Origin of the sequence: Roseovarius sp. CAU 1744 (assembly GCF_039839345.1) — a bacterium.
Taxonomy (GTDB): Bacteria; Pseudomonadota; Alphaproteobacteria; order Rhodobacterales; family Rhodobacteraceae; genus Roseovarius.
On record NZ_JBDOQV010000007.1, the window covers coordinates 60,416 to 74,040 of the forward strand.

Annotated in this window: 13 protein-coding genes; 5 read left to right on the forward strand and 8 right to left on the reverse strand. The window is 59.3% G+C overall.

Features of this window, described 5'->3' with window-relative positions:
• Positions 1-7 precede the first annotated feature (7 nt).
• Positions 8-619 (forward strand): transmembrane anchor protein, encoded by a 612-nt coding sequence (locus AAFO92_RS14970; protein ID WP_347536474.1) that lies wholly within the window; start codon positions 8-10, stop codon positions 617-619.
• A 112-nt stretch (positions 620-731) separates the two neighbouring features.
• Here AAFO92_RS14970 and AAFO92_RS14975 read toward each other — a convergent pair whose 3' ends face one another.
• A complete protein-coding gene (locus tag AAFO92_RS14975; RefSeq protein ID WP_347536476.1) occupies positions 732-1,604 on the reverse strand; it encodes a CopD family protein in 873 nt (290 codons plus the stop codon).
• Between the two features lie 3 nt (positions 1,605-1,607).
• Positions 1,608-1,949, reverse strand: a complete 342-nt coding sequence (locus AAFO92_RS14980) for a copper resistance CopC family protein (RefSeq protein WP_347536478.1) — start codon at positions 1,947-1,949, stop codon at positions 1,608-1,610.
• A 93-nt stretch (positions 1,950-2,042) separates the two neighbouring features.
• Here AAFO92_RS14980 and AAFO92_RS14985 point away from each other — a divergent pair, with 93 nt between their 5' ends.
• The 4 genes from AAFO92_RS14985 (at position 2,043) to AAFO92_RS15000 (ending at position 8,396) form a co-directional block, all read left to right on the forward strand.
• Positions 2,043-2,555 carry a hypothetical protein gene (locus AAFO92_RS14985; protein ID WP_347536480.1) on the forward strand — a complete coding sequence of 171 codons (513 nt, stop codon included), beginning with the start codon at positions 2,043-2,045 and terminating at the stop codon, positions 2,553-2,555.
• A gap of 109 nt (positions 2,556-2,664) precedes the next feature.
• Complete coding sequence (locus AAFO92_RS14990; protein WP_347536482.1) at positions 2,665-4,839, forward strand: efflux RND transporter periplasmic adaptor subunit; 2,175 nt, start codon at positions 2,665-2,667, stop codon at positions 4,837-4,839.
• Complete coding sequence (locus AAFO92_RS14995) at positions 4,836-8,015, forward strand: efflux RND transporter permease subunit (RefSeq protein WP_347536484.1); 3,180 nt, start codon at positions 4,836-4,838, stop codon at positions 8,013-8,015. The genes AAFO92_RS14990 and AAFO92_RS14995 overlap by 4 nt, the downstream gene beginning before the upstream one ends.
• A 36-nt stretch (positions 8,016-8,051) precedes the next feature.
• On the forward strand, positions 8,052-8,396 hold the full coding sequence (locus tag AAFO92_RS15000; protein ID WP_347536486.1) for a copper-binding protein: 345 nt from the start codon (positions 8,052-8,054) through the stop codon (positions 8,394-8,396).
• A gap of 206 nt (positions 8,397-8,602) precedes the next feature.
• Here the strand turns inward: AAFO92_RS15000 and AAFO92_RS15005 are convergent, their stop codons facing one another.
• The 6 genes from AAFO92_RS15005 to AAFO92_RS15030 all read right to left on the reverse strand — a co-directional run bounded on the left by AAFO92_RS15005 (position 8,603) and on the right by AAFO92_RS15030 (position 13,613).
• The gene (locus AAFO92_RS15005; protein ID WP_347536488.1) at positions 8,603-9,019 is read right to left on the reverse strand and encodes a GFA family protein; all 417 of its coding nucleotides are present in this window, start codon (positions 9,017-9,019) and stop codon (positions 8,603-8,605) included.
• Positions 9,020-9,343: 324 nt separating this feature from the next.
• The gene (locus tag AAFO92_RS15010) at positions 9,344-9,862 is read right to left on the reverse strand and encodes a type II toxin-antitoxin system YhaV family toxin (RefSeq protein WP_012187354.1); all 519 of its coding nucleotides are present in this window, start codon (positions 9,860-9,862) and stop codon (positions 9,344-9,346) included.
• Positions 9,859-10,185, reverse strand: coding sequence for a type II toxin-antitoxin system PrlF family antitoxin (locus tag AAFO92_RS15015; protein ID WP_005668772.1), 327 nt, complete (start codon positions 10,183-10,185; stop codon positions 9,859-9,861). The genes AAFO92_RS15010 and AAFO92_RS15015 overlap by 4 nt, the downstream gene beginning before the upstream one ends.
• Positions 10,186-10,311: 126 nt before the next feature.
• A complete protein-coding gene (locus AAFO92_RS15020) occupies positions 10,312-10,965 on the reverse strand; it encodes a hypothetical protein (RefSeq protein WP_024099305.1) in 654 nt (217 codons plus the stop codon).
• Positions 10,965-11,558 carry a regulator gene (locus AAFO92_RS15025; protein WP_347536490.1) on the reverse strand — a complete coding sequence of 198 codons (594 nt, stop codon included), beginning with the start codon at positions 11,556-11,558 and terminating at the stop codon, positions 10,965-10,967. Before AAFO92_RS15025 ends, AAFO92_RS15020 begins: the two co-directional genes overlap by 1 nt.
• Positions 11,559-11,630: 72 nt before the next feature.
• Entirely contained in the window at positions 11,631-13,613 is a 1,983-nt protein-coding gene (locus tag AAFO92_RS15030; protein WP_347536492.1) for a ParB/RepB/Spo0J family partition protein, read from the reverse strand.
• Positions 13,614-13,625: the final 12 nt, after the last annotated feature.

The window sequence follows — 13,625 nt, forward strand, 5'->3', positions numbered from 1 at the left end:
CAAGAACATGCACAATGCACCAAAACCAAATCTCGAAGACCTGCCCTCACGCGCGCAACTTCGTCGGTCATCCATCATTGCTGGCATCGGGGCCGTTGCCCTTGGCGTAATGGTCTACATACCCGCTGAATTGGGCCAAGACCCCACAGGCGTTGGCACGATCCTCGGCTTGACCGAGATGGGCGCGATCAAGCAGGAGCTCAAGGCAGAAGCAGAGGCTGACGCAGTTCTACACAACGATGATCAATCCTCTTTGATGAATGACATCTTAGGGCTCTTTATCTCAACGGCCCATGCTCAGGAAGCATGGCAGGACACGATCACCTTCACCCTCGCACCGGGTGAGTTCACCGAGATAAAGGCCACAATGGAAGAAGGTGCGACGCTCTTCTATGAATGGAGTTCCGAAGGCGGTCGGATCAACTTTGACCTACATGCCCACGCAAGCGGCGAAAACGTGACCTACGAGAAAGGTCGCGGCAAGACCGTGGGCGCAGGTAGCTTTGAAACGCCCTTCGCCGGAGACCACGGCTGGTTTTGGCGCAACCGTGATGACGAGGCGGTTACCGTGACGCTTCAACTTCGCGGTGATTACAGCGCCATTGTTCGCGACGAGTAATTTTGAGCACCGGGCGTATCCCAAAATCGGGATGCGCCCACGAAAGCAGACTTTGGCGCGAACGCTGCGAAATTGTTGAGCGACAGGAACAGGACGTAAACAGGCGTTGCGCTCAATGCGCTCCTGGTAAGGCAAAGGCCGTCGTCAGCACAGCAGTGGCGAACAATACCATAGCGAACACGACCCATTCAAGTGCAAGGGACTTGGAAAGGTGGGCCGCCGCAGGAGCACCTTCGGAAACCAGCCTTGGAACAAGGCGCAATTTGTTCAACGCGCCCAAGCCCAACAGTAAGGCAACAACGCACAGCTTTGCTATGAGAGCGAGCCCGTAGGTCGTTGTGAACAGGTTTGCCCATGAGCCGAGAAGCACCCAACCCAAGGCCAATCCAGCAGCGATCAGGACTGGAATGACAGCGGTTGCGATTTGACCGAAACGATGACCTAAACGGCTTGCGGCTTCCAAGCGATCTGAATCGTTGGACAACCGCTTCAGGGGCAACAGAATACCAATCCAGAATGATACGGCGACCAGATGCGCCATCAGCAGGAGTTTTGGCCAAAACGCGTCACCGTCCGAGATATGTCCAATACTCGCAAAAGACCAAACCGATATGAGTGCGCCGATCCCGGCCAGGCTCCACCCTATACCGCCGATCAAAAGTCCGACGAGCACCAGAACCAATCCCGCCAACCGAAACACCAGGGCCGTGCCAACCGGCGTTTGCCACATAAGGCCCAGCATATCGGGATCGATCAAACCTGATGCATCGCCGGTCAGCGCCGCGCCGCGCAGTGCAAAACTTGCGATAGCTGCGATGATCCCGACCAAGGCACAAAAGACCGCAAACCTGCGCATAGCTGAGAGGACACTGGCGATCTCAGATGCAAAGATCAGGCGGATCAACACCAAACCACCGCTGGTCAGAATTCCGAAATACATCAGGGCTTTGGTGGCGACCGCCGCGAGCGCCCAAGCATCTGGCACTGGCTATTGAACCTCGAAGCTGAACGTGCCTTGCATGGCGTGCCCGTCCATCCCCAACCCGCGCCATTCTATTTCATATGAGCCGTCTCCCATCGGCGGCATGGGCAATACGAACTCATCCGCAAAACTCTTGTAGCTGCTGAGGTCAATGGCTTGGGTCTCGCCATCGGAATGGTGGGCTTTCACTGCTGTCAAACGCAGCTTGTCAGCGAAGTTCAGCGCGATTTCAGCGGGAAGTTCGGTTAGGACGGCACCATCCGCCGGGGTGGTCTGTTGCATTTCGGAATGGGCCAATGCCACAATCGGACTAAGCGTTACAAGAAAGGCTAGAAGCAAAGACTTCATGGTCACTCCCAGGTGCTGATTGGCCCGTTTGAACAAGACTTCGAGAGGCAAAGCCCTGTTTGGAGAACTACGCTAGACGGTCCAGTAGGGGGAATGTCAAGATCGGATTTTTTTGGGTGGCGGCTGGGAAAACGGTGCTCACAGCAAATTGTATGCGTTCTTGACGCAGGTTATGAGTTGACGCTTGGAATTGATGCAAAACATTGGTATTACACCAAAATGCGTCTCTTTAACTGGCTCATCGCGCAAGCAACTCTGTTTGCTGTTGTCCTCGGTGTATCACTGAGCAGCTATGGCATGGCCCAAGCCCATGCCGCCATGATGAAGGATGCATCCGGCATCACGCTGAGTGCGCAGACCATGGACCATTCTTCACATGCGACGGGCGACCATGCGAACCATGATATGTCCTCAGTCGGACACGGCCAGGCACATGATGGGCACGCGAACTGCCCGATGATCGCCTGTTGCCACATGGGTGGGGCCGATACGCCTAATGTGTCTGCTTTGGCTGATCCCGTATCGTGCAAGTACACTAGCTCTGCCAACCCACAACTGGGCAAGGCAGAACCTGAAAACGCCAAGAAGCCCCCAAAACACGTCTGATCTTCTGACAAACAGCCCTCGTGCATAGCCACTCGGGCTTTCTTTGCGCGGACATATTGTGCCTGCGCGTCAAAGACAGGACGACGATATGCGTGGAAGATACGTAGCCTTGACGATCTTGGCTCTCGGTGCGGGCATCGCGGGCGGAATATGGCTTGAACGGGAACGCGGCAAGATGGCGATGGGGGCCACCGAGGCCGGACCACAAATTCTGTACTGGGTCGCGCCGATGGACCCTAATTTCCGCAAAGAGGGGCCCGGTAAATCGCCCATGGGGATGGATCTTGTCCCGGTCTATGACGGCGATGAACCTTCTGGCGATCCGGAAGACGTCACGCTAACCGCAGCGGAGGTGAATACCATTGGTGTCCGCACTGCTGTGGCCCGCGTGCAGGATATCGCGCGGCGGATCGAGACGGTTGGGTTCGTGGGATACGACGAACACGCCACCAGTCATATTCACACCCGCGTTGAAGGCTGGATTGAACAACTTGAGGTCCGCGCTGAGGGCGATGCCGTCAAACAAGGCGACGTGCTGTTTGAGCTCTATGCGCCCGAAATCACTATTGCCAGTTCCGAGCTGATGCGTGCAACCCAGCGGAAGGATGCGGACGAGATCAACGTCGCCCGCACCAAACTGCGGAATTTCGGCGTGAACCAGCGCCAGATCGACGAGATGGCCAAGGCCGATGCGCCAGCGGCCCGAATCCGATACTACGCCCCGCAGGATGGCGTGGTTGTCAACCTGACGGCCGCCGATGGCATGTATCTGCAACCAGACACCCGTGCGATGACGTTGGGCGACCTGTCCACGGTATGGCTGCTTGCCGACGTCTTCGAGCGCGATATCGGGCGGCTATCGCTGGACATGCTGGCCGAGGCGCGGTTCGAGCATATTCCCAACAGGCTCTTTACCGGAGAGATCGATTACGTCTTCCCCGAACTTGATACGATGACCCGGACGCTACGCGTGCGCCTGCGCTTTGACAATTCCGAGGGTATTCTTAAACCTAATATGTTCGCCACCGTCGCCCTTAAGCCACGTGAGACACAAGAGGCTCTAACGGTTCCCTCCGAGGCGGTGATCCGCACAGGTCGTGCCGAGCGTGTGATCCTGAAAACCGATGAGGGCACGTTCCGGCCGCGCCTTGTCGCCACTGGCCTGCGGGACGGATTCGGCGCAAATGGCCGCACCGTGATTGAACAGGGCCTTGCCCCTGGGGACGAGGTGGTCGCCTCAGCCCAGTTCCTGATCGACAGCGAAAGCGCTTTGAACGCCGGGATACTGCGCTTTGCGCCGACCGAGGCAGACCCTGTCGAGGCTCGGGGCGTGCTGATCTCCTTTGCGCCCGAGAGCCGTCGCGCGGTAATCCGGCATGAGGCCATCCCCACGCTGGATTGGCCCGCGCTGGAGACGGAGTTTGCCGTTCGCTCGGACGTTTTTCTAGATGAATTGACCTCCGGAGACGAGGTGAAGTTCAAGGTGTTCCGGGGCGCCGATGGCCTGCTGGCGATCAGCGTGCTTGGCCGGGATGACGGGGTGGATGCCACCGGCATGGGAATGGTCCACGCCATAACGCCTGAGGGCAAGCTGAGCATCAGCCACGAGCCGATCCCGGCGCTTGGCTGGCCTGCCATGCAGATGGATATGGACCTGGCCGGTGTCGATCCGGCAGATATTCCGCTAGACACCAATGTCGAGTTCGACTTGGCACAAGGAGAGGACGGGCTTTACGTCATTGTTGGGGTGCGCCCTGAAGGGGCCGCAGCGAACATGATGGCCGAGGAAGCGCCCGCCGAAAGCGTGGCGAAGGCTGCCGCCAGGCCCATCATTGTGGACGGTGTCATTCAATCCGTCGACCCCGAAACCCGCCAGGCAATGATTGCCCATGGTCCGATTGCCGAGATCGGTATGCCCGGGATGATGATGGCGTTCGATCTGGCCGAGGAACTGGACCTAACCAAGCTGCCGCTTGATCAGGAAGTGTCGCTGACATTTGCCCGCCCTGATGGCATGAACATGGTTCTGAAAACGTTCGAGGCCATGGCCAAACCGATGAAGGTTATGGGCGTGGTCAATAGTATTGACCCTGAGACATCCACCGCCAATGTCACCCACGGACCGATCACCGAGATCGGCATGCCGGGTATGACCATGGATTTTGCCTTAGATGGCGCGCTTGATCCGGCAACGATACCCTTGGGGCAGGAAACCGGCCTTTTGCTTGTGCAGGGCGAGGATATGTCCTTGACGTTGCAGGGCCTGGCGGAGGACGGGTCATGATCGCTGCGATAATCCGCTGGTCTATCGCCAATCGCTTTGTCGTGGTGGTTCTGGCACTCATGCTGGGCGCGTCGGGTCTGTGGGCTGTGCGCACGACGCCGGTGGATGCGATCCCTGACCTGTCCGATGTACAGGTGATCGTTAAAACCCCTTATGCCGGGCAGGCCCCGCAAGTGGTTGAGGATCAGGTGACCTATCCCATTGCCACAGCCATGCTGGCGGTGCCGGGCGCTGTGGATGTGCGCGGCTTTTCCTTTTTCGGGGACAGCTATGTCTACGTCGTTTTCGAGGATGGCACCGATCTTTACTGGGCGCGCTCGCGGGTTCTGGAATACCTCGCACAGGTGCAATCCCGCCTGCCAGCAGGTGTGAACCCGGAACTGGGGCCGGATGCGACCGGCGTAGGCTGGATTTACCAATATGCCCTGATCGACCGGACAGGCGGACATGACCTGTCGCAGCTTCGTGCAATACAGGATTGGTTCCTGAAGTTCGAGTTGCAGACCATAGATGGGGTCTCCGAGGTGGCTACCATCGGGGGCATGGTCAAACAGTATCAGGTCGTTGTTGACCCCAACAAGCTGCGCGCCTTCGACATTCCGCTTTCTAAACTCTTGCAGGCCATAGAAATGGCCAACGCCGAGATGGGCGGGAGTGTTATCGAAATGGCCGAAGCTGAATACATGGTCCGCGCGACGGGCTATGTGGACGGGCTGGACGACCTTGCCGCCATTCCGCTCATGGTCAATGAACGGGGCGCAGCCCTGACCCTAGGGGACGTTGCCGAAATTCGCCTTGGTCCCGAGATGCGCCGTGGTGTGGGTGAGTTTGACGGCGAAGGCGATGCCGTCGGGGCCGTCGTGATCATGCGCTGGGGTGAAAACGCGCTAACGACAATTCAGGCAGTAGAAGCAAAGCTGGATGAACTGCGAGGCTCTCTGCCCGAGGGTGTCGAGATCATCACCACCTATGACCGGTCTGGCGTGATCGAGCGGGCGATAGAGAACCTGAAAAAGAAGCTGACCGAGGAATTCCTCGTCGTCATCCTCGTCTGCGGCGCGTTCCTGCTGCATTTGCGGTCATCGCTGGTGATCGTGCTGTTCCTGCCGCTGGGTGTGCTTGCAGCCTTCGTTGTGATGCGCATGCAGGGCGTGAATGCCAACATCATGTCGCTTGGCGGCATCGCCATTGCCATTGGTGCGTTGGTAGATGCGGCCATCGTGATGATTGAGGCGATGCATCGCAAAATCGAAGACGGAAAACTTACACGCGGAAACCGATGGAAGGTAGTTGGTGATGCCGCCTCGGAGGTGGGACCGGCGCTGTTCTTCTCGCTGGCCATCATCACGGTCAGCTTCATCCCGGTCTTCGTTCTGGAGGCACAAGAAGGGCGGTTGTTCAAACCGCTGGCCTTTACCAAGACCTACGCCATGGCGGCGGCAGCAATCCTGTCGGTCACGCTGGTGCCCGTATTGATGGGGTATTTCATCCGGGGACGGATCATCCCAGAGCGGCGCAACCCGCTTAATGTGCTGTGCCAATGGATGTACCGCCCCTTCCTTGACGCGGCAGTGGCGTGGCCCTGGGCGACGACGCTACTGGCGGGCGTGCTGGTGGCTTCGATGTGGTATCCCGCACAGCGCCTAGGCACCGAGTTCATGCCGGAGTTGAATGAGGGGGACTTTCTTTACATGCCCTCGCTTTATCCCGGTGTGTCCATCGGCAAGGCCCGCGAAGTGCTGCAACAGACCAATCGCCTGATCAGCGAAGTGCCCGAGGTCGAGAATGTGCATGGCAAGCTGGGCCGTGCGGATACCGCCACCGATCCTGCACCATTGACCATGATCGAGACCACTATTCAGCTCAAACCCGAGGAGGAATGGCGACCGGGCATCACCATGGATGACATTCGGGCCGAACTCGACAAGCGCGTGCAGGTGCCGGGTGTCACCAACGTCTGGATACAACCCATCAAGAACCGGATCGACATGCTGGCCACCGGCATCAAGACGCCGGTGGGCGTAAAGGTCTCCGGAGCCGATCTGGATGTGATCGAAGAGATCGCTGTGGCCGTGGAACGCGCGGTTGCGGACATTCCGGGCACCACCTCGGCCTATGCAGAACGGCCCGTGGGCGGGCGCTATATCGAGATCGACATCGACCGCGCGGCGGCTGCCCGTTATGCACTGTCGATTGTCGATGTGCAGCAGGTGGTTCAAACAGCCATCGGGGGACAGACCATTGCCGAAAGCGTCGAAGGGTTGGAGCGGTTTCCGATCAACCTGCGCTACCCCCGCGACTGGCGCGACAGCCCTGATCGTCTGGCCGATCTGCCGATGGTAACACCCTCCGGCGCGCATATTCCGCTCTCTGCCGTGGCTGAGATCAAGCTGGTGGATGGGCCGGGTATGATCCGGTCTGAAAACGCGCGGCGCACGGGTTTTGTCTTCATCGATATCGCGGGCCGTGATCTGGGCGGATATGTCACCGAGGCGCGTGCCTATGTGGCGCAGGCGGTCGAGCTGCCACCGGGTTATTCCCTCTCTTGGTCGGGGCAATACGAATACATCGAACGCGTGCAGGAAAAACTCTCGATTGTTGCCCCCGCTACGCTGCTCATTATTACGCTGATGCTATTCCTGGCTTTCAACAGGGTGACAGAAGTGGCCATTATCCTGCTGGCCTTGCCCGTGGCGTTGGCGGGGGGTGTCTGGCTGATATGGTATCTCGGCTATGCCGTTTCTGTTGCCGTACTGGTGGGCTTCATCGCATTGGCAGGGGTGGCCGTGGAAACGGCGATTGTGATGCTGCTCTATCTCAACCTTGCTTGGGACAAGCGCGTCAAGGCCGCGCAGGCAGAAGGGCGGCCCCTGGTTCGTGACGACATCGAAGAAGCCGTTTTCGAGGGCGCGCTTCTGAGGCTTCGGCCCAAGCTGATGACCGTGGCCACGATCTTTGCCGGGCTCATTCCGATCATGTACGGCACCGGCACCGGCTCGGAAGTCATGCAACGCATCGCTGCCCCGATGATCGGCGGCATGGCGACCGCTACGGTCCTGACGCTTTTCGTTATTCCAGCGGTGTTCGTGATCTGGAAACGGATCATCCTGCGCCGGACAAATCACCGGATGGCAACACGCCCATCAAACACCCCAATCCCAACCCCGGGTGAATAGCCCTATCTCAATCGCAAAACTTCAATGGAGGACAAAATGCGCAATTCAATTCTCACGCTGATCTTTTCCGGCCTTCTCGCTACGACTGCGTTTGCCAGCGACGACCATTCCGGCCACTCCGATCATTCGGAACATGCCGATCACGCTGCGATGCATGGCGGAATACATACGCAAGCCACGATCAACAGCATCAGCGGCGATACGGTTAATCTCTCGCATGGCCCGATCCCGGAAATCGGCTGGCCTGCGATGACAATGGACCTCCAATTGTTGGAAGGCGCGGAAGTCGGCGAGGTCCAGGAAGGCGAAGATGCCATGATCATGCTTGAGAAAGGAGAAGACGGAATGTATGCGATCCGCGCCCTCATGCCCGCAGAGTGAGTGCGACTCAGTGATGATGCTTTATGGGCGTCTTCCGTTTGCCTGGAAAACGCTCTGTTCTTCTATTGCAGAAATTCTCGCTGCTTTCAGAAGCTGTCATTAATCCTGTTTGTTGAATGGCAGCTTCATTCTAAATGCCGACCTTGCTCAAGTCGGGGCTACGCGTCGCTCACGACTGAAACCGAAAAACAGCAACACTGATAAAATTAGGCAGGCATTCCATCTGCTTTCGGGAGACCCGGGTCCATTTGATCCCAAGGCTGTGCGCTCTGCACGTAAATGTCACGGCTTGGCTTGTACCAGCTAGGATCATCCAAACTACCGGCGAACAGGATCATTGCTCCCTCACTTGCCTTGTTGATCAGAAACAGCGGTGACCCACATTCAGAGCAGAAGCCGCGAAGCATCGCATGGCCGCGATCAGCTCTGCGCTCGAACCATTTTGGTTCCCCTTTTTCAAGCTTGAAATCCGCTTGTTTCACCAGCACTGCCGGAAAATAAGCGCTTCCAGTAGCCTGCTGACAATCACGGCAATGGCAATTACCCATGTAGCGGGCAACACCTTCGGACTTATATCGGATTGCCCCACACGCGCACCCACCTGTGAACTGTTCAGGTAACATAAGTTTTCCCCCTTGGACCATTTAAGGAAGGAGAACCAATTTCGCAAGAACCTTACGCTCTTAAGAGGCTACGTTGGGAGAGCGGTCATTGGATCACTGGCAGCAAAGGTCTGCATCGTCCGCATCTTACCAGTTCGTACACGATGCAGCGAACGGCAGGTGTACGGATAGGGAGGGACTTCTGAGAATTTCATCGTACCAGCCATATGACACACCAATGTCGCCTATTTCACTTGGCCCAAGTATGACGGCGATTGAAACGCATAATGCCCACTCACTGGCAGCCTTAGCGTGGGATTCCGCCCCTCGGGCATTCGACCCCACTTACCGATCGGGCGCCGCTTCAAGGGACGTCTCGAACCGCTTGTTCGCCGCCGCTGCTTCTTTCAAGAGCGCGTCAAAATTGTCAGGTGGATTGCCATCTTCCAACATCCCTTTGAACGTCGCATAGGCATCCGTCTTGCTGCCGTAGGCGCGCAGGGTCTTGTCGTCGTTCACCCAGGCCACCACGATGACCTTCGCATCGCTGTTGAACCGATAGAACAGCCGATACTGCTGGAAGAATTTCGCACGGAACCAGTGCTTGCGGTGATCGCCGAGTGTGCCGCCTTGCCGAAAGGCGGCGGCACCCGGATCTACCGGTATGGCCTCGGTGACCAGCTTGAAGATGGCGGCCAGCCGTTTCGTCGGGTTTTTCTTGCGCCAGGTCTTAGGATCGCGTGCCTTACGCGCCTCGACCTCTTCAATCAGCCCTTCGAGCTGATCCAGAAAGAGCGGATGCGCATAAATCGACCATCCGTTTACGACAAGGGGCGCTTGGGCGGGCACGCTATCGCCGCTCATTCATCCTCGAGCGATAGCGGCGCATCGAGATCGACGTCAACGTCTCCGACCAGTGCTGCAAGACGGTCATGCAAAGCCCCATCGAACGCCCGAATGCGGTCCGGATGCGCCTTGATATCGGCCTCGACAAAATCGAGAAAGGCTCCTAGCACGGGATCTTCCTCGTCGCTGCGCACGGGCTCGATATAGACCCTGCCACTCGGCTCGGTGCAGTAACGAATCTGGTCGCCCTTGCCCAGCTTGAGCTGCTTGCGCACACCCGCCGGCACGGTCGTCTGATACCGATCCGTGAGCTTCGAGACATCTTGTGCGAGGGCTGTCATGGCAGTCTCCTGAAAGAATGGGGGTCTTTGCTGCTTGCGCTAGGTAATGCATTTGCATTGCCATGTCAAGATAAGCCGCAGGATCTGCTGTCGCCGGGCAGGTCGATGACCCGTCCGGCGCAGGACCTAATTTCGCCCCGCCAGGAACTCCGCCAGCACCGGGCTAGCCGCACCTTTCGTGGAGCTGAGCAGCTCCGAGCCCGCAAGCGAGGCCTTCGACAGGCGTACGAGCCCACCAGTTTCCTCGATGCGGTAGCAGCGGCGCTTTTGCCGCCCGCGCCTGTAGTGGGTCGCGGTGACAATCTGGCAGGTACTGCCATCGGTGAGCGTCACAGGGGTGGCGAGCTTGATCTTGTCGCCTTCCTCGTAGTCCGGGATCGCAGCCCAGTCCTGGCAGCGCTGGCGCCAGGCATGAGCATAGCTGTCTGGGTCTTTCAGCTCGGACAGCAGGGCCAATAGGCTCAGTGGCGCGCGGGATTCGACCGGTCCCGCGCTTTCCTCCATGTCCTTGTAGCCCCAGCAGCCGTCATCGTATCGGGTAAGGAATACGGCGGCAAAAGTGATGGAGCCATCCGCATCGGTGACATAGGTCGTGTCTTCGACAGGGGTGCCGTCGATATTTGTGACCTTTGCCGCCGCGTACCAAGTCGAACCCACCTTGCAGGCTTTGACCAGTTCCGTCTTGCGCCTTTCGCCCTCGAAGGTGCACAGCCGAGCAATCTCCGCTTTCTCATCCGCGTAGGTCTGGACGCGGCCGTCGGTGTAGAAGAGCCAACCCATCACGCCGCCCTCCGGTCATCGATTTCCATCAGCGCATCGAGCGGCACGCGGTAGGGCTGCATGGCGTCAAAATCCTCGCAATTGCCACAGTTCTGCACGATCGCAAAGGTGTCGCAGGCATCCTTGAGGATGACCCTGAAGGTGCCACCGAGGCCCGAGGGCACTTCGTAGGTCCCGCCGATGAGATAGTCCGAGGCCCGGCGCACGAAGACGCGGATGCTGTGGCCATCGGTGGCGAGCCGGATGGCCCCTCGCCCCCGGTCGATGAGCACCTGCACGTCATCCAGGATGTCGGTGTAAAACTGGCCGGTCAGATCGCGAAACGCCATGCGGCGCTGCGCCATCCAGTCGGTATCCCGAAACGGGTTCATGCCATTGGCGAAAGCAAAGGAAGGATCGGCCTGTTCGGTGGTGACGATACGGGTGGTTGTGCCATCAATGCCGTTCGAGCGCAGATGCACGCCATTGCCGACGATCAGGATCAGGGCGGGCCTGTCCACGGGCCCGTTCCAGTTGGGCAAGAAGGTTTTGCAGGCGCGCGCATGGGCGATCTGTTCCGCAACAGCGGACGCAGAGAACTTGAGAATAACCATGAGGATGTCTTTCGGTTGGGTGTGGGAGGGTCGACCCGCGCGGGGAATGCCTCGCGCGAGTCGCGTGAGGACTCAGGCCGCTTGCGCGACCTCGCTGTCAGGCTCGGGGGTTTCCGCAGCGGGCTCCGCCTCATCACAGGCGACACCGGCGGTCTGCATCATGGGCGGGCACCAGGTGGCCACGGCAGCGCGCTGCGCGTCCGTGAGTGTGGCGAAAGGCTCGGCGAAGAGCTTGTCGCAGAAGGCGACGATCTCTTTCTTGCTCGACGAGGCGAGCGTCACCGCCTCTTGGGCGAGACCCAGATCCTCGCCGAGAATCTTCAGGAGCCAGGCCTTCTTGAAGCGGTTGAAGAGCGCCGCATTCGGCGTCCAATATGCGCGAATGTCGGGCATGATCTCGATCTCGAACGCATGCATCAGGCTGTCGCGCCGAGGATCCCGCGCGAAGCAGGACTGCGTGGTGCTGGCGGTGGCATAGGCCACGAGCTTGGCCTTCTCGCCTGCCTCCAGCGCGCGAAACGCCGCGAACTGATCGGCGGGCGCGCGGGTGTCATCGAGCCAGGAGAGATCAAGCGCATCATGCGCCGCCGCCACCTGCTCGAGCGAGGTCTCGTCGATCTCGTCCATCTTGGCATGGCTGCGGTATTCCTTGCGGGCATCGATCTTGATCGCCTGCGTGACACTCATGCCGCTGGCCAGAACGTCGCTCACCAGCTTGAAGAGCGTCAGATCGAGCGTAGCTTCCGGATGCAGCGCCATCGCGGCGCCAAGGGCCATGGCCCGCTCGGTCTTGAGGTCCTCAGCCAGCGAGGCTGGATAGGTGATTTCGCCGGCGTCCGGTGCCTCCTCCCCCGTCGGGTTGACCGACGAGCCGCGCGCGCCTTCCACTTTCACGGTGTCCTCGGGGCGGACGAGGCCAACATGGAGCGTGACCTGCCCACCCTGCCACGACGCGATCACCCCGGACCGCGCGAGGTCCTCGGCGCTGTAGGCCTCCTGCAGATCGCGCACTTCTTCTTCCAAGGCGTCCACGCGCTCGTAAAGGGCATTGTAGGCACCGTCCTCGAGCCCCTCATCCTCCATCTCGAGCTGCAGCTTCTCGAGTTCTGCGGTGATCTCATCGATGCGCTTCTGGGCCGCTTCATCCGGCTCAATCGGGCCGGGATAGACGCGGCCATAGTCCGCCATGGTCGCGTAATCATAGCGGACCATCGCATCGGCCCAGGCAAAGCCCAGCCTCATACGGGCCTCTTCGGCGGCGGCACCGAGCTTCTCGAGCAGGATGGTCTCGACCAGCGCGGCGTCTTCGAGCACGGAATGCTCTTCCAGAAGGTCAGCGGCGACAGCGCCGCCCCGCGCCTCGTAGTCCGCGCGCACGAAGGCCCCGATATCGTCACTGACCTGCACGCCGCGGGATTTGAGCGCCTGGCGGACCGTATAGGCCTGCAGGTAGCTATCTTCCTTGGTGAGCGCCTCGAAGACTTCGCGCTGCACCTCCTGGCTCGGATGCTCCGCAAAGGCCTTCATCGTGTCGAGCGTGATCGTCTTGGCCCGGGCCGCGGCGCGGATGTCGGGGTGGATTAGGCCATAGCGCAACCGGCCTTTCACGGCCGCCACCGTGGTGCCGAAGGTCTTTGCGATCGTCTCGGGCGTCTGGTCGTCGACCTCCATCATCCGCGCGAAAGCCTCGAACTCGTCGATGGCATTCATCGGCGCCTGGGTGATGTTCTCGGCAAGAGACAACGCCGTGGTGACATCGCAATCTTCCGGCACGAGGCGGCAGTCCACTTTGGTCTTCGCTGTGAACCCCTTGGTGGCCTTGTCGGCGATCAGCTCCTTCAGGGCTGCATGGCGTCGGCCACCGGCAAGGACAGCATAATTGCCGTCGAGCTTCTGGACCATGAGCGGCTGCAGGAGACCCAGAACGGTGATGCTTGCCTTCAGATGGGCGATGTTCTCAGGATCATAGGTTTCCGGCGAGTTGCTGCGCACATTGGCGGGATGTGAGACCAGATCGCCGATGGCGACGGTGAGAGGGGCAAAGCTTGTGGTCATGGGATATCCTTC

What these genes read in the sequence shown, in the direction of transcription:
- AAFO92_RS14995 (WP_347536484.1), top strand. Translation starts at nt 4,836, where the DNA reads ATGATCGCTGCGATAATCCGCTGGTCTATCGCCAATCGCTTTGTCGTG.
- AAFO92_RS14985 (WP_347536480.1), top strand. Translation starts at nt 2,043, where the DNA reads ATGTCAAGATCGGATTTTTTTGGGTGGCGGCTGGGAAAACGGTGCTCA.
- AAFO92_RS15020 (WP_024099305.1), bottom strand. Translation starts at nt 10,965, where the DNA reads ATGGGTTGGCTCTTCTACACCGACGGCCGCGTCCAGACCTACGCGGAT.
- AAFO92_RS14970 (WP_347536474.1), top strand. Translation starts at nt 8, where the DNA reads ATGCACAATGCACCAAAACCAAATCTCGAAGACCTGCCCTCACGCGCG.
- AAFO92_RS15010 (WP_012187354.1), bottom strand. Translation starts at nt 9,862, where the DNA reads ATGAGCGGCGATAGCGTGCCCGCCCAAGCGCCCCTTGTCGTAAACGGA.
- AAFO92_RS15015 (WP_005668772.1), bottom strand. Translation starts at nt 10,185, where the DNA reads ATGACAGCCCTCGCACAAGATGTCTCGAAGCTCACGGATCGGTATCAG.
- AAFO92_RS15030 (WP_347536492.1), bottom strand. Translation starts at nt 13,613, where the DNA reads ATGACCACAAGCTTTGCCCCTCTCACCGTCGCCATCGGCGATCTGGTC.
- AAFO92_RS15000 (WP_347536486.1), top strand. Translation starts at nt 8,052, where the DNA reads ATGCGCAATTCAATTCTCACGCTGATCTTTTCCGGCCTTCTCGCTACG.
- AAFO92_RS15005 (WP_347536488.1), bottom strand. Translation starts at nt 9,019, where the DNA reads ATGTTACCTGAACAGTTCACAGGTGGGTGCGCGTGTGGGGCAATCCGA.
- AAFO92_RS15025 (WP_347536490.1), bottom strand. Translation starts at nt 11,558, where the DNA reads ATGGTTATTCTCAAGTTCTCTGCGTCCGCTGTTGCGGAACAGATCGCC.
- AAFO92_RS14980 (WP_347536478.1), bottom strand. Translation starts at nt 1,949, where the DNA reads ATGAAGTCTTTGCTTCTAGCCTTTCTTGTAACGCTTAGTCCGATTGTG.